Genomic DNA, 20,785 nt, shown 5'->3' with positions numbered 1-20,785 from the left:
CGCGCCTGGGCGGTTCCTGGCGCGACGTCATACCTAGAGCTACTATCCCTAGCAGATCTAGGGTTAGGAGGTGAGGCCACGTGCACATCCCGAAGGACTTGGTTGCGGCCTCGGCTACGCCGCTGGTACTTGGCATTTTGGCGCAGCAGGAGAGCTACGGATACGCGATTCTGAAGCAGATCAGCGAGCTGTCCGGCGGGCAGCTGGAATGGAGTGACGGGTTGTTATATCCCCTGCTGCATCGCCTGGAGCGGATCGCGCACATCGAATCGTTCTGGGAGACGCCCGAAGGTGGTCGACAGCGCAAGTATTACCGCATTACTGAACAGGGTCGCCGGGAACTGGCCCAGCATCGGCGGCAGTGGGCCGCGGTGGTCGAGGCCCTCGACGGGATCTGGCAGCTGACCCAGGGACCGATGATCCCGCGCCCGGCGCAGGGGTAGCCATGGACGACAACGCCGAACTCGAGGCACAGATCGCCCAGTGGCGCGGCTACATGCGGCGCAGACGCGCGGTGGCCACCACCGACACCGACGAGCTGGAAGACCATCTGCGCAGCACGATCACGGAGCTGACCGGCCTCGGTCTGAAACCGGACGAGGGGTTCCTCGTCGCGGTGAAGCGGATGGGCCGTCAAGACGAGCTGTCCCGGGAATTCGCCCGCGAGCACTCGGGACGCCTGTGGAAACAGCTTGTGCTGACGCCGGATTCGGACGCGCCGACCGCTACTGGCAACCGCACGACACTGCTCACCATGGTGGGGTGTGCGGCGGCGGCCGCGGTCGCCATCAAGGCGCCCGCACTGTTCGGCGCTGGCTTCGACGAGCATCCGGAGCTCTACGCCAGGAACATCGCCCTGTTCGGGCTCGCGCCGCTGGCAACGTATTTCGCGATCCGGCGTAGGCTCGATCCGCGCGTCATCGCGGTCCTGGCGCTGGTGTTCGTGCTCGGCGCGGTGGCCGCGAACGCCTATCCGCTCGACAGTTCGTCACAATCGTTGGTACTCACCGCCATTCACCTGCCGCTTGCGCTGTGGCTGGTGACCGGCATCGCGTACGTGGGCGGCGCATGGCGCTCGGACCGCAGGCGCATGGATTTCATCCGGTTCACCGGCGAGTGGTTCGTCTACTTCGTGCTCATCGCGTTGGGCGGCGGCGTGCTGACCGCCTTCACCGTCGGCACGTTCAACGCCATCGGGGTCGACGCCGAGGACTTCGTCTCGATGTGGTTGATGCCGTGCGGCGCGATGGCCGCGGTGGTCGTCGCGGCGTGGTTGGTGGAGGCCAAGCAGAGCGTGGTCGAGAACATGGCACCAGTGCTCACCAGAGTGTTCACCCCGCTGTTCACGGTGGCACTGTTGGCGCTGCTGGTCGGAATCGGCCTGAGCAGCACCGGGATCGACGTGGACCGCGATGTGCTGATCCTGTTCGATCTGCTGCTGGTCGTCGTGCTGGGGTTGCTGCTCTACGCCATCTCCGCCCGCGATCCGGAGGCCGCTCCCGGGTTGTTCGACAAGCTGCAACTGGCCCTCGTGGTCAGCGCGTTGCTCATCGACGTGCTGGTGCTCGCGGCCATCACCGGCCGGATCACCGAGTACGGCTCCACACCCAACAAGATCGCCGCGCTCGGCGAGAACATCATCCTGTTGACCAACCTGGCCTGGTCGGCGTGGTTGCTGTTCGGGTTCCTGCGGTGCAAACAGCCGTTCGCGCGACTCGAGCGCTGGCAGACGAGATACCTGGAGGTGTACCTGGTCTGGGCGTGGGTCGTGGTGCTGGTGTTCCCGCCGCTTTTCGATTTCATGTAAGCCGGGCGAGGTCCGCGCCGGATACGCGGACCTCGCCCCGAGTTCATCTGGCCAGCAACGCGCGCAGCGCGGCGGTGACGGTGGCCGGTGCCTCCTCGGCCATGAAGTGGCCGCAGCTCACGGTGGTGTGCGTCAGGTCGGGAGCCCAAGCGCGCCACAGTGCTTCGGCGTCGAAGCCGAGAGACGCGCCCCAATCCTGTTGCAGCACTCGATGATCCGGCGCTGCTGGCGTTCGCGCTCAACGGTCGTTTCATGCACACGTTCCAGCACGCCGGGCTCAGCGCGGCACGCGGGCGGGTCGGGGACGAGCTCATCGCGCTCGGCGGTGCGCACGGCTTGATCTCCTTCGCGGTGCTTGGCCACCTCATCGCCATCCAATCCAGTTGTGCGACAGCCGATCTCCGTGCTGCCGCCGAGCACGCGGCCGCCGCCGACCGTTTGGCCGCCGAATACGAACTACCGATGGTCGGGGTGTTCACCGAGTGGTTCGCCGCGCTGCGCACCGCACTCACCGGGACTCCGGTGGCCGCCGAGGCCGCTTACCGTGCCGCGGCGCAAACCCTCAGTGGCAGCGGCATGCCCGGCGTCGAGCAGGGACTACTCCCCCTCGCACTCTTCTGCGTGCGACTGCGCCACGGGCTGCCGCTCGGGACCGATCCCAGCGAGCAGTACGGGCCGTACGAACCTTGGATACGCCCGATATCCCTGCTGCAGAGCGACCTTCACGAAGAAGCCGCCACGGCGTTGCGGGCGACCCCCGAACCACCACACGACCTACTGTACGAACTGCGCACCTGCCTCACCGTGCACGCCGCGATCGGCCTGCGGGAGGAAGCGGTGCTGCGCCGGTGCTACGACCGATTACTTCCCGCCACAACCGAATTCGCGGGCGCGGGCAGCGGCCTTGTCACTCTGGAACCCGTCGCCCACTATCTCGCGGCAATCGCGACCGCACTCGGCCGTTCGGCGGTCGAGCACCGACGACAAGCGCGGGCGCTGATCGAGCGCGCGCGGCAGCAGACCTGACGTCGGCGGTCACGTCTCGACATCCGGCACAAACCGGGCATTCACCACTCACACTCAGGTAACGTGCGTTTGCTTACAGTTCGCCACCACACGATGTGGTAGATACACATCCGATTTACCCTGGTCTTCAACTGGACGTTCGTCCAATACGGTGGAGAGGGCTTTCGATGCGTGTTGTTCGTGGTTGGAAAAGTTCCGTCGCCGTGGCAACGGCGACGGCCTGCATCTCGCTCGCCCTGCAAGCCACCCCGGCGAGCGCGGAAGCTCCGGGGATGCTGATCAATGCCACACCTCAGGCCGACGGATGGCACGGGATGGCCGACGGGTCGGTCATCACCTACTGGATGACGAGCTCCGACGGCACCCCGCGGCGGGCCAGCGGCGCGCTGTTCGTCCCGCAGGGCACCCCGCCCGCGGGCGGCTGGCCGATCGTCGCGTTCGACCACGGCACCACCGGACTCGGGCAGGGCTGCGGCGGCGAATCCGATCCCGGCACCGCGCCCGCCTCGCACTGGCACGAAGAAGAAGACGACATCATGCGGCATCTCGTCGGGCAGGGCTTCGCGGTCGTGGCGCCCGACTATCTCGGCCTCGGCTTGTTCGACACCGGCCCGCATCCGTACCTGGAGGTGCGCACCGAGGCCACCGCCACCCTCGACCTGCTGCGCGCCGCTCGCACGGCCCGCCCGGAGCTGTCGAAGACCTGGTCGGTACTCGGCCTCTCGCAAGGGGGACAGGCCGCGCTCGGCACCGGTCACCTGCAATCGACCTACGCGCCCGACCTCGATTTCCGCGGCACCGTCGCGATCGATCCGGAGTCCGATGTCGAGAAGCTGCTTCCCGTTGCGGGACCGGGCATTCCGGCGGTTCCCGACACCGAGTCGACGCTCGGCTTCTTCGCCAGCATCCTGGCCGGCCTGCGCGCGGCGCGCCCAGACGTCGACGTGGATCAGTTCCTGACGCCACTGGGCCGCACCGTGATCGACGAGATCGCCACCATGTGCAAGCCGGAGATCGAGGCCAGGGTGGACGGTCTCGGCATCGGGCAGCTGCTGTCGAAGTCGTTGTCCGACAGCACCCTTCGCGCTGCCTACGATTCCTACCTGACGGTGCCGACGGCCGGCTACGACGCCCCGATCCTGCTGCTGGTCAATGTCACCGACACAATGGTCTTCTCGCCCTTGCACGGCGCACTCGCCGCCCAACTCGCCGCCAGTGGGACCGACTTCCGCACGGTCACCGGCACGGGGACGCATACCCAGCTGAATCCCCAGATGTGGTCGGCCATCGACGCTTTCCTGGCGCAGATCAAGGCGACCCCGGCGTAGGTCGCGGCGGCCCGTCACGAACGGCGGGCAACGCGGCGGAATCAGCCGAGGTGACCGAAGACGGTGACCGGCGGCTGTGAGGTCACCCAATTGCGACGGTGTTCACACCGGCCGCGGCCCGGCCCGTCGTAAGGTACGGACATGGTGCCCACCGAGAAGTCCGAGCTGGTGCAGACGGTTGTCGAGGCCTATCTCCTCGACGGCCCACGGCAGTACACCCGCACCCAGGTCGCCGAACAGTCGGACAGCACCACCGCGCTGACCAAGCGGCTGTGGACCGCGCTCGGCTTCCCCACCGGGCTCGACGACGACGCCGTCGACTACACCGACGCCGATATCGCGGCCGTGCGGAATTTTCGCGCCCTCGACGTGCTGTCCTCCGCCGACGCCCGCCAGCAGGCGGCGACCGCGCGCACCCTCGGCCAGGGCATGGCCAGGTTGGCCGAGTGGCAGGTCGACCTGGTGCTCGCCGAGATCGGCGCCCGCCTCGCCGCCGCCGACCCGGACGCCGACCCCGCCGAGACCGTCCGCCGCGCGACCGAGGGCACCATCGCCACGCTCGAACAGCTCAACGGCTACGCCTGGCGCCGCCACCTCGCCGCGGCGCTCTCGCGCTCACTCGACCCCGGCACCTCCGCCGGGGAAACCGTGCGCGAGCTGGCCGTCGGCTTCGCCGACATGGTCGGCTACACCCGGCTGACCAGGCACCTGCATCCCGACGAACTCTCGCTGCTGCTGGAATCGTTCGAATCGACCACGACCGCCGCGATCACCGAGAACGGCGGCTGGGTGGTGAAGAACGTCGGCGACGAGGTGATGTTCGCCGCGACCAACGCCGCCGACGCGGCCCGGATCGCGCTGGCCATCCAGGAGTCGACCATGATGGTCGGCGGCACCCCGGAGCTGCGCGTCGCGGTGGCGTACGGGCCGGTGCTGCAGCGCTTCGGCGATCTGTACGGCTCGGTCGTCAACATCGCCTCCCGGCTCACCGGCGTCGCGCGACCGGGCACGGTGTTGATCGACGACGAAGCCGCCGCCGCGCTCGACGGCGAACCGGAGTTCGTCGTCAAGAATCTGCGCAGCGTGCGGGTGCGCGGGTTCAACCGGCTGCGCCCACATGTGTTGCGGCGCAACGAGAAGCAGAGCTGAGCCGGGCACGCAACGATCCGGCGATCACACGGCCGTATCCTCATCCCGGTGGAAATGGACTGGTCCGAGCTGCGCGCCCGCTGCCTCGTCGCGGAGGACGACGCGATCCTGGCGTTGCACAAGCCTGCAGGCATCTCGGTCACCGGCGAGCGGCACGACACCGATCTCGTCGAGCTGGCGGCCGCGGCGGGCGAGACGCTCTACCCGGTGCACCGGATCGACAAGGTGACCTCCGGCTTGATCTTGTTCGCCAAGGAGCTCGGTGCCCACGGCGAGTTGACCAGGCAGTTCAACAAGCAGACCGCGGACAAGGCGTATCTGGCGATCGTCGAGTCGGCGGGGCTGCCCGAGACCGGGGTCCTGGAACTGCCGCTCAGTGTCGGGCGCAAGAACCGGGTGCGGATCGCCGCACCGCGCGAGCGCATTCAGCGCGACGGCGACCGCTGGTTCGTCGACGACGCCGACCTGCTCGACACCAAGTCCTACCCGTCAACCACGCGATTCACCACGGTGCTGCGCCGCGCGGAGCACACGGTGCTCGCGCTGCGCCCGATCACCGGCCGCCGCCATCAGATCCGGGTGCAGCTGGCCTGGATCGGGCACCCCATCGTCGGCGACCCCCTCTTCGACAAGTCGGGCACCCACGAGCGCACCTACCTGCATTCCTGGCGGCTCGGCCTGTCGGCCTCCTGGCGCACCCCGCCGGAGCTCGCCCTCGAAGCACCGCCGGACGCCGGCTTCTGGCTTCCGGTGGCGGCGACCGCCGACGAGGTCGACCGGCTCCTGCGCTGAGCCACCGGCCCTACGGGCATAGCGGGAATCAGTCGTCGGGCCAGCGCGGGGAACGACCGAGCATCGCGACGATCTGGTCCAGACAGTCCCCGGTGGACCAGGGCACCTCGGGACCGAAGGCCGCGCCGGGCGCCAGCCGGGTCGCACCGCCGGGGACGGCCGCGGCCACGACGTGGGCAGCATCGAGCAGGTCGGCGTCGAAGTGCACCGGTAGATCCAAAGTCCTTGCCACGTCCCAGGAGTGCACGACGTAGTCGATGAAGTGGAAGCTCACCGCCTGCGCGCCGGAGAACTGGAACTCGCCGCTGAACTCGGCCAGCAGAATCTTCCGGTCGAACACGTCCGGTTCGGCGAACGCGGTGCCGACCTCCGTCGCGGCGGCCCGGTAGCTCGCCACCGGGTCGCCGCCGAGCGCGCGGGTCTTCCAGACCGTCGGATCGCTGTCACCGCGCACCGCCGCGGCGAAACCGTGATGCTGCGCGATCATGTGCGTCAACAGACCGTGCAGGGTCCAGTCGGCGCACGGCGTCGGCCTGGTGAGATCAGCTGCGGTCGCCCGATCGACCAGGTCGACGCTGGTACGCACCGCTCGCGCGTCCAAGGCGACCAGGTCGACCTCGCGCATCAGGGCGTCGAGAGTGCGCGATGCCGTACCGGTGTCCGGATCAATGGACATCTCGCCCCTCCTCAGAGTTCCCAATTAATAAGCACGAGCATATCGTATGCACGAGCTTATTATCTAGCAAGCAGTATTTTCTAGCCATGCCCGAAGCCCGCCGACCCGACCTCGCCGCCATGATCGCGCCGCTCGGCCGCGCGCTGCTGGCCGCGGAACAGCCGGTGCTGGCCCGCCACGAGCTGTCGATGTGGGGCTACGCCGTCCTGCTCGGACTCGACACGGAACCCGTCTACACCCAGGCCGCGCTGGCCAAGGCGATCGGCGCGGACAAGACCCGCATCATCGGCGTGCTCGACGAGTTGCAGCGGCGCGAACTCATTCGGCGCGAACCGGATCCGGCGGACCGGCGGGTCAATCTGGTCTCGCTCACCGCCGCGGGCCACACCCTGCGCGAGCGCGCCCAGCGCGATATCCAGGAGCAGGAGCAACGCTTGCTCGACCACCTGCCCGCGGCCGACCGCCGGGTGTTCCTGCGCTCGCTGCAACGGCTGGCCGCCCTGGTCACCGAGGAAACGGTATGACCGTCAACACAGACCACCGCGCACGTTTGTGCTGGTGGCAAGGCTCATGGCGACGGCTAACGCGCAGGTCAACTAGCCTTGTATCGTGTCGCGCGCGGGAGGCGGGCACACTCTGACGCAACGGAGCGATCCCACAGAGAAAGCGAACGCCGATGATCTTGGTGGCCCAGGTCAGCGACACTCATTTCGATCTCAGCGACCGTAACGCCGCGCGGGTCGATCGAGTGCTGGCCTACCTCACCGGGCTGCGCCGCAGGCCCGACGTGATCCTGGTGACCGGCGACGTCACCGACGCGGGCAAACCCGAACAGTACGAGCAGGCCAGGCGGGCCTTCGACCTCGACATTCCGGTGTACGCCATCCCGGGCAACCACGATGATCGCGCGAACTTCCGCAGTGTCCTGCTCGGCGAACCCGCCTCGACCGAACCGATCAATCAGACCCGGCGGATCGGCGATCTAACCGTCGCCCTGCTGGATTCGAGCATTCCCGGCGAACCGAGCGGCCTGCTGAGCGAGGACACCTACGCCTGGCTGCGCGACACGCTCGCGGCGGCACCCGGGGATAAGCCCGTACTGATCGCACTGCATCATCCGCCCGCCCACCTGTTCAGCCCGATCGTCGACGAGATCGCCTTGGCGGCACCGGAAAAGCTTGCCGAGCTCGTCGCGGGCGACGACCGCGTCATCGCCGTGCTCACCGGTCACGCCCATTCCTCGGCCACCACGACATTCGCGGGCCGGCCGCTGCTCGTCGCGCCGAGCACCGCGTCTGTGCTCGGCGGCGAATGGGAACTCGACCCGCCGGACCACGTGATGGACTACGCGCCGGACCCTGCGGTCGCTCTGCACATCATCGACGAAACACACGGACTGACAACGCATTTCCGCAGCGTGCCGATGGGCGGCCGGGCCGACGTGCCACCGAGCTGAGCACCGTTCGTTTAGCCACGCCGAGGCCGGGCAGTCGAGGGATAGCAGTGTCCCTCGAGCAGAAGGAAACTCCGATGGCAACGGCAGCACAGAGCGATTCGATGCGCGATGACCGGCCCGCGGCTGATGGGTTTGCCGCGTCGGCGGTGCGGACCGCCTTCGCCGCGGGCGCTCGGCTGCGGCGAGCCAGGGTTTTTCATCCGAACGGTCTGGCACTGTCGGGTCGCCTGCGTGCCGAAGGCGAATTCGCCACCTTGTTCGGCGAAGGGGATCGCGCCGTCATCGCACGACTTTCCAAAGGCGTCGGCCTCCCGGGCGGGCTGCCCGATGTGCTCGGCTTCGCCTTCCGCGTGCTCGACCGCCAAGACCGGCCATGGGATTTCGCGCTGGCGACCACCGGGCGCGGCACGCTCGGCCGGTTCGCCATCACACCCGCCCGTGGCTGGGCGCACGCCAGATACGGCAGCTTGATGCCGTACCGGGTCGGAAACTCCGCGCCCACCTGGTTTTTCGCCGAACCCGACCGAGACCAGCCCACCTCGGCCTCGCTGGCCGAGCTGCGGGAGCACCTGCGCGACAACGCCATATCGTTCGAGCTCACGGCGAGCGGGCTCGCGACGCCGACCTTCCGGCTCGCCGAACTGACCCTGCGCCCGGCCGAACCGCACGAGCATCGAACGGACTTCTACGATCCGATGCTCAACACCCCGGACGGTGTGGACCTGCTCCCGCGCGCCGTCGGCAAGATCCGCGAATTCGCCTACGCGGGCAGCCGCACCGGCCGCGGCGAAGAGTCCTGACGCGACGCACGCCGACCCAGCGCACCCGCACCGGCCAGCAGCGCAGCGCGCGCTCACGGTCAGCGGCGTAGCGCGCCTCAAGGGGCAGCGGTGCCGCGCGCCTCAAGGGGCAGCGGTGCCGCGCGCGCTCACGGGGCGGCGGCGGGGCGCGCTCTTGGGGTCAGCGGCGTAGTGCGCGTTCGCGGCGGTAGGCGGCCGGGGTCGAACCGGTCCAGCGTTTGAAGGCGTAGATGAAGGTGGACGATTCGGCGTAGCCGAGCCGGATCGCCACATCGCTCACCGAAAGCGGTGTGGTAGTCAGCATTTCCTCGGCCAGCGCGCGACGCACCTCGTCGAGCAGGGCACGGTAGCTGGTGCCCGCCGCGTCCAGATGACGGCGCAGGGTGCGCGTACTGATGTTGAGATCGCGCGCGACGGAATCGATTCCGGGCGGCGCGGCGAAACCCTCCAGACCGCCGGGCACCAGCAGCGCGCGCACCTCGGCGGCGATGCCGGTACGGGCGCGCCTGCGGTGCACCAGATCACGGCACTGGGCCAGGCACATGGCCCAGGTCTGCTCGTTCGCCTGGGGCAGCGGCTGATCCAGCACCGCCGGGTCGATGGCGAACAGATTGCGTGGCTGCCCGAACCGCGGCCGCACCACCGTCACCGCTTCGATCCGGTCGGCGTACGCCGGTTCCTGGAACCGGAATTCGGCCCTGGCCAGCGGCAGCTGCCTGCCGAGCAGATCGCTCATCACCTGATGCATGGCGGTGACGTCGCGCTCCACCAGGAACTGACGCACGTCGGCGGGAATCAACTCGTCGTGCACCCAGGCCACGAACTCACCCTCGCGCCACTCGGCGACCGGCAGGCAGAAGGTGAAACTCAGCTCCAGATACCGCAGCGCGAACGAGATCGCCTCACCGAGGGTCGGGCTGCTGACGCACGCGAAACCGAAGATGCCGAAGGTTGTGATCCGATAGCGGCGGCCCACCTCCACCCCCACCGCGGGCCGGTCGGCGAGCTCGCGGACCAGATTACGGATCACCGCGAGCTCCACATGCGCGGCGATCTGCGCGTCCGGGTCGCGCAGCAACGGTTCGGTGAGACCGGTCCCCGCCAGCATGCGCCCGACAGGCACGCCGCACTCCCCCGCGTAGGCGACCATCAGCGCCACGCTGGCTATCCCGCGCGGAAAGTTCCAGTCACGGATTCCCGGATCCTGCACCCGCTCCACAGCGCACAGTATGCGGCCTCGCACATTCGTGACTCGCAAGCGCTCCAAGCAGCCTCGCACATTCGTGACTCGCAAGCGCTCCAAGCGGCCCGCGTCCTATGTGGCCGAATTTCTCGATTGGATGGGTGGTGGGGTCCTAGAGTGGAGGGAGCTTCGATTGTGCGGAGGGTCACATGATGGGTCGGCGGCCGTCGGTGTTGATCATCGGTGCGGGGTTCGGTGGCATAGGGATGGCGATCGAGTTGCGCCGCAACGGGTTTCATGATGTCACCGTGCTGGAGCGGGCCGCCGATCTCGGTGGGGTGTGGCGGGAGAACACTTATCCCGGCGCCGCGTGCGACGTGCCGTCCCCGCTGTACTCGTTCTCTTTCGAGCCGAAGCCGGACTGGCCGCAGCGGTATTCGGGGCGCCGCGCCATTCACGACTACCTGCGTGGGGTCGCCGAACGCAACGGCGTGCTCGACGCGATCCGCTTCGGCACCGAGGTGAGCGACGCCGAGTTCGACGACGCCACCGCGCGTTGGACGGTGCACACCGCCGACGGCGCCGCACACACCGCGGACGTGCTGATCCCCGCGGTCGGCCAGCTGTCCCGGCCCGCCCTGCCGGATATCGCGGGACTCGACACGTTCGCGGGCGCGGCGTTCCATTCCGCGCAGTGGGAGCACACCGTGGAGTTGACCGGCAAGCGGGTCGCCTGCATCGGCACCGGGGCCAGCGCCATCCAGTACATCCCCGAGATCCAGCCCCGGGTGGCCGAGCTGACCCTGTTCCAGCGCACACCGGCCTGGGTACTCCCCAAGTTCGACACCGACTACTCGCCGATCCAGCACAAGCTGTTCGCCCGCCTGCCCGGTGCGCTGCTGGTCGAGCGGTTCGGCTGGTGGGCGATCGCCGAGTTCGTCTCGCTCGGCCTGGTGGAGTTCCCGGCCATCGCACGGTTGGTGGCGCGGATCGCCGAACGCCATCTGCACAAGCAGGTGACCGATCCACAGTTGCGCGCCGAGCTCACCCCCGACTACCCGATCGGCTGCAAGCGCGGGCTGTTCTCCAACGACTACTACCCCGCCCTGACCCAGCCGAACGTGCGCGTGGAGACCACCGCCATCACCGAGGTGGTGCCGCAGGGCGTGCGCACCGCCGACGGCACCGTGCATCCGGCGGACGTGATCATCTACGGCACCGGCTTCAAGGGCACCGAATTCCTCTGGCCGATGGACATCTACGGGCGCGCGGGCCGCAAGCTGGCCGACGTCTGGGCCGACGGGGCGCACGCCTACTACGGCATCGCCGTGCCGGAGTTCCCCAACCTGTTCCTGATCTACGGCCCGAACACCAACCTCGGGGTCGGCTCGATCATCTACATGATCGAATCCCAGGCCCGCTATATCCGGCAGGCGGTCGCGCTGCTCGGTGACGGACGGCGGCTCGAGGTGCGCGCCGAGCGGGAGCAACGGTTCAACGACGCGCTCCAGCGACGGCTGGCCCGCACGCCGTGGAACTTCTGCTCGAGCTGGTATCGCAACGCGGCGGGCCGCATCACCAACAATTGGCCCGGCTCGCAGACCAGCTACCGCCGACGCCTCCGCACCCTGAACCCGGCCGACTACACCCTCACCTCCGCGGACTGAGCCGACCCGGCGCGGGGTGGCAGACTTGTGCCGTGAGTGGACTGCCGAGAACTGACAAACCGGCCGAACACGGGCCGTTGCGTCCGATCGAGCTGGCCACCGGTGCGGTGCTCGGCGGCGCGACCGTGGGATTGGTCACCGTCGGCTCGGTGATCCCGATGGCCGCCGCGTTGAATCTGGTCGCGGCGGTGCCGATGGGCATGATCGCGCACCGCTTCCGGCTGCGCGCGCTGCTCACCGCCGCGATCGCGGCCACCATGGTCACCTTCGTCGCGACGGGCCTGCTCGCCACCATCGGCCTGCTGATGACCTCGACGGTCGCGGGCATCATCGGCGTCCAGAAGCGCCGCGGCGGCGGCTTCGCGACGGTGTTCGGGCTCTCGGTGCTGGCCGGGCTGGCCTGGGCCGCCTTCTCGGTCGGCTTTCTCCAGGTGGTCACCGCGACGCGCAATCTGCTGTTCGACAACATCCGCAACGCCTCGCGCGGCATCCAGGATCTCGCGGCGCGCCAGCCCCAGCTGGAACCGCTCGGCCGGGCCGCGGCCGACCTCACCGATTCGGTGCTGCGCTGGTGGTGGCTGTGGGTCGGGGGCGGCGCCGCGCTCGGCATCGTGACCACCACGATGTTCTCCTGGTTCGTGCTCGGCTCGGTGCTGGACCGGCTGGCCTGGCTGCCCGGCACCGACCGGCTCGACGCACCGCCCGACGACCGGCCGATCGGACCGCTGCCGGTGAGCTTGCGGGGCGCCGGGTTCCGCTACCCGCAGGCTCATCGCGACGCGCTGCGCGATATCGACCTGACCGTCGACGTCGGCGAGTTCGTCGCAGTGGTCGGGCACAACGGCTCTGGCAAGTCGACGCTGACCCGCCTGCTCGCCGGCCTACCGCCCACCTCCGGGACGGTCGAACGGCCGGGCTCGGCCGGGCTCGGCCACCCCGGTGGCACCGCGCTGGTGATGCAGCGACCGGAGAGCCAGACCCTCGGTGTGCTCGTCGCCGACGACGTGGTGTGGGGCCTGCCACCGGATCTCGCCGCCGAGGTGGACGTCGAGGCGTTGCTCGGCGAGGTCGGCTTGGCGGGAATGGGCGCGAAGGAGACCGCGACCCTGTCCGGCGGGCAGCAGCAGCGGCTCGCGGTCGCCGCGGCGCTGGCGCGCAAGCCAGCGCTGCTCATCGCCGACGAAGCGACCTCGATGATCGATCCCGACGGCCGCCGCGAACTCGTGGAACTGCTTGCCGCACTGCCGAAACGACACGGCATGGCCGTGGTGCTGGTGACCCACCACGAGGCCGACGCCGACGCGGCCGACCGGGTTGTGCATCTGGCCGACGGCCGCGCGGTGGACAGCCTGCCCGCCTGGCCCCGGCCGGCCCGCGACGCCCGGCGCAGGCCGATGGGCGAGACCCTGCTCGAATTGCGCGGCGTCCGACACACTTACAACCGCGGCACGCCGTGGGAGGCAGCGGCGCTGGATTCGGTCGATCTCACGGTGCGACGCGGCGAGGCGCTGCTCGTGGTCGGCGGCAACGGATCCGGCAAGTCCACCCTCGCGTGGATCATGGCCGGGCTGATCGAACCCAGCTCCGGCCGTTGCGAACTCGCGGGCAAGTCGATCACCAAGCAGATCGGCCGGGTGGAGCTGGCGTTCCAGCATTCGCGGTTGCAGTTGCAGAAGCAGACGGTCGGCGCGGAGATCGCGGACTGGGGCGGGCGAGCGACCGGCTCCGGCGCGGTCGGGCGCGCGCTGGACGCCGTCGGCCTGGATCGCTCGCTGGCGGCCAGGTCCATCGAGGAGCTCAGCGGCGGCCAGGCCAAGCGGGTGGTGCTCGCGGCGATCGTGGCCAGCCACCCGCAGGTGGTGGTGCTGGACGAGCCGCTGGCCGGACTCGATCCCGAGGGTCGCGCCGATATCGTGGAACTGCTTGCGCGGCTGCGCGATTCCGGCCTGACCCTGATCGTCATCTCGCACGACGTCGCGGATATGGCCGCGGTGTGCGACCGCACGGTGCACCTGCGGGCCGGGCGGCTGCTCGCCGCCGAGTCGGCGACCGAGGTCGCACCGGCGCCGAAAACCGCCGCACCCCAATCCGATCCGCACCCCGCCTCGCCCGCGACCCGACCCGGCGACGCGGCGTGGGGCCTCGAGCACGGAGGTCGATGATGGACCACGCCACGACACCCGGCGAGGTGCGCCGATGAGCCTCGTGCTGTTTCGGCAGGTGCCGGTGCAGAGTCCGGTGCACCGGCTCTGGGCGGGCACCAAGATGATCGCGACCTTCGTGATCAGCCTGCTGCTGATGGTCTTGCCGACCTGGCCGGTGCTCGGCATCCTGATCGCCTTCCTGATATTCATCGGGGTGGTGGCCCGGCTGCCCCTCGGCACCCTGCCCCGGCTGCCCTGGTGGTTCTGGGCACTGTTGGTCGCAGGCGCACTGATCAACCTGCCGGTCGGCGGTCAGGCTCTGCTGCGCTACGCCCAGGTGACGATCTTCGGCCTGATCATGGTGGCCGCGTCCTTCCTGGTGGCCTGGACGACGCCGATGAGCGATATCGCGCCCGCGCTGGCCAAGCTCGGCGCGCCGCTGCGCAAACTCCGTGTGCCCGTGGACGAATGGGCCGTGGTCGTCGCGCTCACCCTGCGTGGTCTGCCGCTGCTGATGGACGAGATCCGGGTGCTGCGCGCCGCGCGCAAGCTCCGGCCCAAAGAGGGCGCGCTCTATCTGGCCACCGAGAACGTGCTGATCGACATCCTCACCGCCGCCATGGCCGTATCCACCCGGCGCGCAGGCGAACTCGGCGAAGCGATCTCGGCGCGCGGCGGCACCGGCGAGCTCGCCGCCCACCCAAGCGCACCGGGACGACGCGACGCCATCGCACTGACGATCGTGTTCGCGGTGTGCGGCGGCGCGTTCGCCCTCGGTCTCGCGTTGCTCTAGGCCGCGACCGCCTCGCCTCCCGGAACACGGCCGGCCGGCGGGCGATACTGACCGGATGAGCGACGGCGACGACGCGATACCGGCTTGGCAGCGCAGGACCACCGGGGAATCCCGGCTCGCGACGTCGGTGGCCGTGCTGGCCATGATCGGATTACAGATCGCGCTACCGGACCGGTTCTTGCCGGAGCCCGGCTGGTTGCTGCCCGTACTGGAGGGTTTGCTGGCGGTCGTGCTGGCGGTCGCCGACCCGCTGCGGCGGGACAAAGCGGAGAACTGGCTGCGACTCGGCGGGCTGATACTGGTCGGCCTGCTCGCGATCGCCACCGCATATTCGGCATATCACCTGGTCATGGGATTGATCGACGGGACGCTCAGCGACGATCCAGCGCGGTTGCTCGGCTCCGGGGCCGCGATCTGGCTGACCAACGTCGTGGTGTTCGGACTCGGCTACTGGGAGTTCGATCGGGGTGGTCCGGCAGCTCGGGCATACGCACGAAAACCATTGCCGGACTTCTTGTTTGTTCAGATGCAGAACCCGGAACTGACCGACCCGGATTGGGAGCCCCAGTTCATGGACTACCTGTATCTGTCTTTCACGAACGCCACGGCCTTCAGCCCGACCGACGTGATGCCGATGACGCGCTGGGCGAAGGCGATGATGATGGCGCAGTCGGCGATCTCGCTCGTACTCGCGGCGCTGGTCATCGCCCGTGCGGTCAACGTTCTGCGCTGAGTTCTACGTGAATAGCCAACGGCTATAACATAACTCGCGAATTTTAAACCGGAAGAACACCCCCTATTTTTCGGGCCGATCGCGTTCGGGGCGGTACAGTTATCTGTGGAGTAGCTGTTGTTTGCATCACATGGTGGTCCGCGCACCGCAGTGGGGGAAGGAAATTCGGCGTGCGCGGCGTTCTCCAATGCTCGAAACCTGATGAAGATGGGAACACCCGAATGATTCTCCGCAAGATCACTGCGGCTGCCATGCCTCTCGTCGCGGCGGTCGCCGTCGGCGCGGGCACCTCGTACGCGGCACCCGCCGCGGCGGCCAACGATATCGGCTACACGTCGAACCTGGTGGGCGACAAGATCATCACCACGCTCACCGGCGGATCGTTCGAAGTCTCCGGCGCCGCGGTCGCGGTGAAGGACGAGGCAGGCAATACCGTCGTGACCATGCCGCTGGCCTTCCGGCAGGACGGCATGGAATATCCGCTACCGCACGCGATCAACGATGCGGGCCGGACCCTGGAGCTAACCGTGGTGAAGGACGCGTCGAAGGCCCGTCCGGTGCCCGCGACGGAGATCGCCTCGCCGTATGAGAATCAGCGCGCCCAGGACGCGTTCCTGTCGCAGTTCGGCATCGCCACCGCGGTCGGTGGTTTCATCGGCACCGCGATCGGCGCGCTGGTCGGCCTGACCGGCATTCTCGGCGGCCCGACGGTGATCGCCAGCGTGCTGGCGGGCGCGGCGGTCGGTGGCATCATCGGCACCATCATCGCCGGTGGGCCCACGCTGATCATCGCGGGCATCGACCTGATCAGCACCCTGACCGCCCCGCCGGGCACCACCAAGTGGATGAACGACGGCAGCCCCAAGAACTGACGCGCACCCGAAGCGGCGCGCACCGGCCGAGTGCCGGTGCGCGCCGCTTCGTTTTGCGCGGCGGCGGGCTAGCGCGGGTGGCAGCCGGGTGACACCGGGACGCCTGCCACGCGGGCGGCGAGGTAGTCCATAGCGCCGAACGCTTCGCCCACCGCGGCCGGGTTGTGGCCGGGCAGTGGCGAATCGTGGAAGGTGACGTCGGCACCCTGCGCGCAGTAGCGGCCCACCAGATCGGTGAAACCTGCCGGGGGGATCACGTCGTCGGTGGTGCTGTGGTACAGGTACATCGGCACGACCGGAGCGGGCTCGCCCAGCTCCTGGCCTGCCGTGGCGGCGCGAAAGGTGGGATGCGACAGCAGGTCCGGTACCGCGGCGTAGTCGTCGACCCGTGCCCCGACGTACTTCGTCACCAGATCCGGACCGCACGCGTTGCCGTCGGCGGCCAGCATCGCGCGGCCGCGGTCGTTGAGCAGGTCGGCCACACCGGCGCTCGGCTGATCGGTGATCGCCGCGAGCAGGATGAGCACGGCCAGCCCGGCCTGGCCGGTACCGTCCACGTGCTCGGCGATGGCGGGCCAGTTCGACGGCAGGCCACCCGCGGCGATGCCGGCGAACCGGATGTCGGGCGCGTAGCGCGGCTGCAACTGCGCCGCCCACAGCGTCGCGAACGCCCCACCCGAATATCCCCACGCCGTGACCGGCGTCTGCGGCCCGAGACCGGCCGCGGGCAGTGCGCGTGCGGCCCGGATGCCGTCCAGCACACCGTGGCCCGAGTTGACCCCGTCCAGGAACCGGGCCTGCGGTCCCTCGTGGTCACTGGTCACCACCGCCCAGCCGCGGCGCAGCGCATCGGCCATGAACGGGGTGTCGATCAGGGCTTGCGCGCCGCCGAGATCGCCACCGCCGCGCAGCGCGTAGGACGGCGCGCAGCGCGTGCCGAGACTGTCCTCGGCGATCTGATACGACAGCAGCGGCCGCGGTCCAGGGCCGGGCCACGGCCGCGTCGGCACCATGACGGTGGCGATGTCCGCGATCGGGTTGCCCTCGGCGTCGGTGCTCCGATACTTCACCTGCCAGGTCGAAACCGGCAGCGGCAGACCGAACAACGCGGTCTGGCGGGAGTCCACGATCGCGCCGTCGGCGTAGGCGGCGAGGTCGGCGGGGGCCGCGTAGAAGGGGTCCGCGTCCGGCGGCGGGATCTGGGCACGCGCCGTCCCCGGCGCACCGAGCGGCGTCGCCGTCAGCAGCGCGACCGCGGCCGCTAATCCGAGTCTGACCAGGCCGACGCGCACCGATCTGCGCGTCCGGGTGGATGCTGCCGCGCCGACGAACCTTGCCCCGCTACCGATCCCACCCGGAGTCGCCATGGCAGGCAACCTACCTTGCCCACGCCCGTCCCGACCGGCACTCGCCGGATGTTTCGCCGAAACCCCTAATTCGTTGCCCGACCGACATATTCGGCCGGCTCAGTCCTGCTTGCGCAACGCCTTCTTCGCGGCCTCCTGCGCGGAGTCCACCTGGCCGGCGAACTTGCCGCCGGTCTTCTGGTCGACGACGTCGCCCGCCTTGTCGATGACGGTCTCCACCTTGTCGGCATTCTGCTGGGCCAGGTCGAGCGCCTTGCTTGCCAGGTTCTTGAAGTCCACCGTGCACTCCTCGTAGTCGCGCTGAGTTCAACCGGGCACCCACCCTACCCAGGCGAACCCGCACCGCCGCGGCACGACGAGCGCGAAAACGATCACATCGTCAGTCCTGCGGTCCCAGCCACGCCGGGTGCCACAGCCTGCCCGTCTCGGTCCAGTTCATGAACCGCACCGAGCCGCGCAGCTTCGGCGTCACCCACACCGCCTCCTTACGTTCCTCGGCGAGCAGGTCGTTGTCGAACGGGCTCGTCTTGCGCTCCAGCTTGCCGAGCCGCGCGGCCAGCTCCCGCAGGTCGTCGTCGTTGAAGCCGGTACCGACCCGGCCGACGTAGATCAGCCTGCCCTCGTACGGAATCCCGACGAGCAGCGACTTGAACTCGCGCGCTTCGCTGCGCCGCCAGCCGCCGACCACCACCTCCTGGATGCGCCAATTGCGTTGCTTCACCCAGGAATGCCCGCGCTTACCGGGCAGGTACACCGAATCCTTGCGCTTGGCGACCACGCCCTCCATGCCGCTGTCCTGGCTGTAGCGCACGGCGGTCTCCCCGGGCCCGTCCAACCGCGGCGGCACCCGCAGCGACGGCGCGGTCCCCGCGAGCGCCTCCAGCACCCGGCGCCGGTCCGAATATCGTTTCCGGACAAGGGAAGTACCGTCCAGATACAGGACGTCGAAGGCCACGAACACCGCCCGCGCGGCATCGGCCTGCAGCAGTCCGAGATTGGCGACGCCGTGGTCGTCGAACACCACCGCCTCACCGTCGAGCACCACCTCGTGCCCGGCCAGTTCCTCGGCCAGCGGTGCGATGCCCGGATAGCGCGCCGTCACCACATTGCCCTGCCTGCTGCGCAAAGTCAGCGTGCCGGAGGCCATCTCGGCGATCAGCCGGAAGCCGTCCCATTTGGTTTCGAAACACCACTCGTCGGCCTTCAGGTCCGCGACGTCCCCCGGTGTCGCGAGCATCGGCGCGAGGCCGCGTGGAAACGGCGACGGCCCGCTCGGCACCCGGATGATCCGTCCCGTCGGCGCCGCGTCCGCGCCGTTCGACTCCGGCTCGTCCGGGTGCTGCTCGCGCATCAGGTGCATCAGCCACTGGTTGCCGTTGGTCTGGATGAGCGCATAGCGTCCGTTGAGGCGTTCGCCGTGGAAACGGACGATCACCTCGTCGTCGCGCCACTTCTCGGTGACGTAGGTGCCCGAGTCCCAGATCGTCATCTCGCCCCCGCCGTACTGCCCCTTCGGGATCGTGCCGTGGAAATCCAGGTACTCCAGCGGATGATCCTCGGTGTGCACGGCGAGGCGGTTCTGCTTCGACGAGGTGGGCGGGCCCTTGGGCACCGCCCAGCACACCAACACCCCGCCCCGTTCCAGCCGCACGTCCCAATGCAGCCGCCGCGCATGGTGTTCCTGCACGACGAAGCGACTGTCCGCCCCCGGGACCGGCCGCTCGGCCGGGACCGGCTCGGGGGTGCGCGCCGGGTCGCGCATCGATCGGTACTTCGCCAGGGCATCGGGGCCCGATTCGGCCGAGGCCGTATTGCGGTGCGGCAGTGCCGGGTCCAGCTCCGCGAGCAGATCACCATCGGACTGATAGCGGGCCAGCACCTCGTCGAAACGCAGGTGCCGTAGCTTCTTGCGGCGCTCGAGCTCGTGCCAGCCGCGCGGGGCCGCCACCGTCGGATGCTCGCGTCCGCGCAGCGAGTACGGCGCGATCGTGGTCTTGGACGGGTTGTTCTGGCTCCAGTCGAGGAAAACCTTGCCCCCGCGTACGGATTTCGACATGGTGGCGGTCACCAGATCGGGATGCAGCTTCTCCAGGTTCGTCGCGACCTGTTTGGCCACGGTCGACGCGCCGCTGCCGCGCAACTCCCGGTCCAGCGGTACGTAGAGATGAATTCCCTTGCTACCGCTGGTTACCGGGAACGCGTGCAGGCCGATGTCCTCGACCATGTCGCGCACCGCGAGCGCGACCCGCGCGCATTCGGCCAGCCCGACGCCCGGTCCAGGATCCAGGTCGAACACCAGCCGGGTGGCCGGGCCCGGCGCGTCACCGTCGAAACGCCATTGCGGCACATGGACTTCCAGCGCCGCCTGCTGGCCGAGCCAGGCCATCCCCGCCTCGGATTCGATCAGCGGATAGGTGACGGTGCGATCGGAGTGCCGGACGGTACGCCGCTCGATCCAGGACGGGGCGTGGGAGGGCAGGTTCTTCTCGAAGAAGGAGGGCTCGTCGACGCCGTTGGGCCAGCGTTTCCTGGTGACGGCGCGCCCGGCGATATGCGGCAGCATGGCGGGCGCGATCGCCGAATAGTAGGCGATCACTTCGCCTTTGGTGGTGCCGGTGGCCGGATACAGCACTTTGTCGAGGTTGCTCAGCTCAACCTCGATACCACCGAAGTTCCGGCGGGCGGCCATATCGACGATTTTAGCGGCGGGGACCGACACGAACCGGGCCCCCGCCGCTCATCAGCCCTGCTGACCCGGCTGCTCGGGGGTACCCGGCTGCTCCGGCGGGACCACCTTCTTGGCGGCCTCCTTGCCCTTCTCGATCTTGTCCGAGTACTTGCCCTGCGTCTTCTGGTCGATGAAGTCACCGCCCTTGTCGATCGCTTCGTTGATCTTGTCGGCGTTCTTGGCCGCCGCGTCCTTGCCCTTGCCGACCAGGCCCTTCAGAGTATCGGCGAAGCTCATAGCGTTCGATCCTTTCCGTAGCCCACT

21 protein-coding genes are annotated in these 20,785 nt (G+C 68.9%); 14 read left to right on the top strand and 7 right to left on the bottom strand.

The window, feature by feature from the left end:
• Nucleotides 1–80: 80 nt before the first annotated feature.
• Together F5X71_RS04120 and F5X71_RS04115 are read left to right on the top strand one after the other, a co-directional pair.
• Nucleotides 81–443 (top strand): PadR family transcriptional regulator, encoded by a 363-nt coding sequence (locus F5X71_RS04120; RefSeq protein WP_167460741.1) that lies wholly within the window; start codon nucleotides 81–83, stop codon nucleotides 441–443.
• Nucleotides 444–445: 2 nt separating this feature from the next.
• Nucleotides 446–1,807, top strand: a complete 1,362-nt coding sequence (locus F5X71_RS04115) for a hypothetical protein (RefSeq protein WP_167460740.1) — start codon at nucleotides 446–448, stop codon at nucleotides 1,805–1,807.
• A gap of 43 nt (nucleotides 1,808–1,850) precedes the next feature.
• Here F5X71_RS04115 and F5X71_RS04110 read toward each other — a convergent pair whose 3' ends face one another.
• Nucleotides 1,851–2,015, bottom strand: coding sequence for a hypothetical protein (locus tag F5X71_RS04110; protein ID WP_428981448.1), 165 nt, complete (start codon nucleotides 2,013–2,015; stop codon nucleotides 1,851–1,853).
• A 44-nt stretch (nucleotides 2,016–2,059) separates the two neighbouring features.
• Here F5X71_RS04110 and F5X71_RS04105 point away from each other — a divergent pair, with 44 nt between their 5' ends.
• From F5X71_RS04105 to F5X71_RS04090, 4 genes are all read left to right on the top strand, one after another.
• Nucleotides 2,060–2,833: a hypothetical protein gene (locus F5X71_RS04105; RefSeq protein ID WP_167460739.1), complete on the top strand. Its 774-nt coding sequence runs from the start codon at nucleotides 2,060–2,062 to the stop codon at nucleotides 2,831–2,833.
• Between the two features lie 167 nt (nucleotides 2,834–3,000).
• Nucleotides 3,001–4,161 (top strand): alpha/beta fold hydrolase, encoded by a 1,161-nt coding sequence (locus tag F5X71_RS04100; RefSeq protein WP_167460738.1) that lies wholly within the window; start codon nucleotides 3,001–3,003, stop codon nucleotides 4,159–4,161.
• Nucleotides 4,162–4,302: 141 nt separating this feature from the next.
• The gene (locus F5X71_RS04095; RefSeq protein WP_167460737.1) at nucleotides 4,303–5,310 is read left to right on the top strand and encodes an adenylate/guanylate cyclase domain-containing protein; all 1,008 of its coding nucleotides are present in this window, start codon (nucleotides 4,303–4,305) and stop codon (nucleotides 5,308–5,310) included.
• A gap of 54 nt (nucleotides 5,311–5,364) precedes the next feature.
• Complete coding sequence (locus tag F5X71_RS04090; protein WP_167466199.1) at nucleotides 5,365–6,102, top strand: RluA family pseudouridine synthase; 738 nt, start codon at nucleotides 5,365–5,367, stop codon at nucleotides 6,100–6,102.
• Nucleotides 6,103–6,130: 28 nt separating this feature from the next.
• On the opposite strand, the gene F5X71_RS04085 is transcribed toward F5X71_RS04090, so the two are convergent.
• Nucleotides 6,131–6,778, bottom strand: a complete 648-nt coding sequence (locus tag F5X71_RS04085; RefSeq protein ID WP_167460736.1) for a TIGR03086 family metal-binding protein — start codon at nucleotides 6,776–6,778, stop codon at nucleotides 6,131–6,133.
• 86 nt (nucleotides 6,779–6,864) lie between these two features.
• On the opposite strand from F5X71_RS04085, the gene F5X71_RS04080 reads away from it, so the two are divergent.
• The 3 genes from F5X71_RS04080 to F5X71_RS04070 all read left to right on the top strand — a co-directional run bounded on the left by F5X71_RS04080 (nucleotide 6,865) and on the right by F5X71_RS04070 (nucleotide 9,034).
• On the top strand, nucleotides 6,865–7,302 hold the full coding sequence (locus F5X71_RS04080) for a MarR family winged helix-turn-helix transcriptional regulator (RefSeq protein ID WP_167460735.1): 438 nt from the start codon (nucleotides 6,865–6,867) through the stop codon (nucleotides 7,300–7,302).
• Nucleotides 7,303–7,454: 152 nt separating this feature from the next.
• Nucleotides 7,455–8,234, top strand: coding sequence for a metallophosphoesterase (locus F5X71_RS04075; protein ID WP_167460734.1), 780 nt, complete (start codon nucleotides 7,455–7,457; stop codon nucleotides 8,232–8,234).
• A 74-nt stretch (nucleotides 8,235–8,308) separates the two neighbouring features.
• Nucleotides 8,309–9,034, top strand: a complete 726-nt coding sequence (locus F5X71_RS04070) for a phosphodiesterase (protein ID WP_238815707.1) — start codon at nucleotides 8,309–8,311, stop codon at nucleotides 9,032–9,034.
• 160 nt (nucleotides 9,035–9,194) lie between these two features.
• Here F5X71_RS04070 and F5X71_RS04065 read toward each other — a convergent pair whose 3' ends face one another.
• The gene (locus F5X71_RS04065) at nucleotides 9,195–10,253 is read right to left on the bottom strand and encodes an AraC family transcriptional regulator (RefSeq protein WP_238815706.1); all 1,059 of its coding nucleotides are present in this window, start codon (nucleotides 10,251–10,253) and stop codon (nucleotides 9,195–9,197) included.
• A 173-nt stretch (nucleotides 10,254–10,426) separates the two neighbouring features.
• Here F5X71_RS04065 and F5X71_RS04060 point away from each other — a divergent pair, with 173 nt between their 5' ends.
• The 5 genes from F5X71_RS04060 (at nucleotide 10,427) to F5X71_RS04040 (ending at nucleotide 16,426) form a co-directional block, all read left to right on the top strand.
• Nucleotides 10,427–11,884, top strand: a complete 1,458-nt coding sequence (locus F5X71_RS04060) for a flavin-containing monooxygenase (protein ID WP_428981447.1) — start codon at nucleotides 10,427–10,429, stop codon at nucleotides 11,882–11,884.
• 32 nt (nucleotides 11,885–11,916) lie between these two features.
• On the top strand, nucleotides 11,917–14,046 hold the full coding sequence (locus tag F5X71_RS04055) for an ABC transporter ATP-binding protein (RefSeq protein ID WP_167460733.1): 2,130 nt from the start codon (nucleotides 11,917–11,919) through the stop codon (nucleotides 14,044–14,046).
• A gap of 34 nt (nucleotides 14,047–14,080) precedes the next feature.
• Nucleotides 14,081–14,821, top strand: coding sequence for an energy-coupling factor transporter transmembrane component T family protein (locus F5X71_RS04050; RefSeq protein WP_167460732.1), 741 nt, complete (start codon nucleotides 14,081–14,083; stop codon nucleotides 14,819–14,821).
• Nucleotides 14,822–14,876: 55 nt separating this feature from the next.
• A complete protein-coding gene (locus F5X71_RS04045; RefSeq protein ID WP_167460731.1) occupies nucleotides 14,877–15,554 on the top strand; it encodes a DUF1345 domain-containing protein in 678 nt (225 codons plus the stop codon).
• 251 nt (nucleotides 15,555–15,805) lie between these two features.
• Complete coding sequence (locus tag F5X71_RS04040; RefSeq protein WP_342803757.1) at nucleotides 15,806–16,426, top strand: ammonium transporter; 621 nt, start codon at nucleotides 15,806–15,808, stop codon at nucleotides 16,424–16,426.
• A 68-nt stretch (nucleotides 16,427–16,494) separates the two neighbouring features.
• Here F5X71_RS04040 and F5X71_RS04035 read toward each other — a convergent pair whose 3' ends face one another.
• The 4 genes from F5X71_RS04035 to F5X71_RS04020 form a co-directional block, all read right to left on the bottom strand.
• Entirely contained in the window at nucleotides 16,495–17,793 is a 1,299-nt protein-coding gene (locus tag F5X71_RS04035; protein WP_167460729.1) for a lipase family protein, read from the bottom strand.
• A 99-nt stretch (nucleotides 17,794–17,892) separates the two neighbouring features.
• Complete coding sequence (locus F5X71_RS04030) at nucleotides 17,893–18,072, bottom strand: antitoxin (RefSeq protein WP_167460728.1); 180 nt, start codon at nucleotides 18,070–18,072, stop codon at nucleotides 17,893–17,895.
• Between the two features lie 100 nt (nucleotides 18,073–18,172).
• Nucleotides 18,173–20,482: an ATP-dependent DNA ligase gene (locus F5X71_RS04025; protein ID WP_167460727.1), complete on the bottom strand. Its 2,310-nt coding sequence runs from the start codon at nucleotides 20,480–20,482 to the stop codon at nucleotides 18,173–18,175.
• 51 nt (nucleotides 20,483–20,533) lie between these two features.
• A complete protein-coding gene (locus tag F5X71_RS04020) occupies nucleotides 20,534–20,758 on the bottom strand; it encodes an antitoxin (RefSeq protein WP_167460726.1) in 225 nt (74 codons plus the stop codon).
• Nucleotides 20,759–20,785 lie beyond the last annotated feature (27 nt).

The sequence above is a fragment of the Nocardia brasiliensis genome (genome assembly GCF_011801125.1).
Lineage (GTDB): Bacteria > Actinomycetota > Actinomycetes > Mycobacteriales > Mycobacteriaceae > Nocardia > Nocardia brasiliensis_C.
Note: the sequence above shows the minus strand (reverse complement) of the source record. Positions and strands in the feature narration are given on the sequence as shown.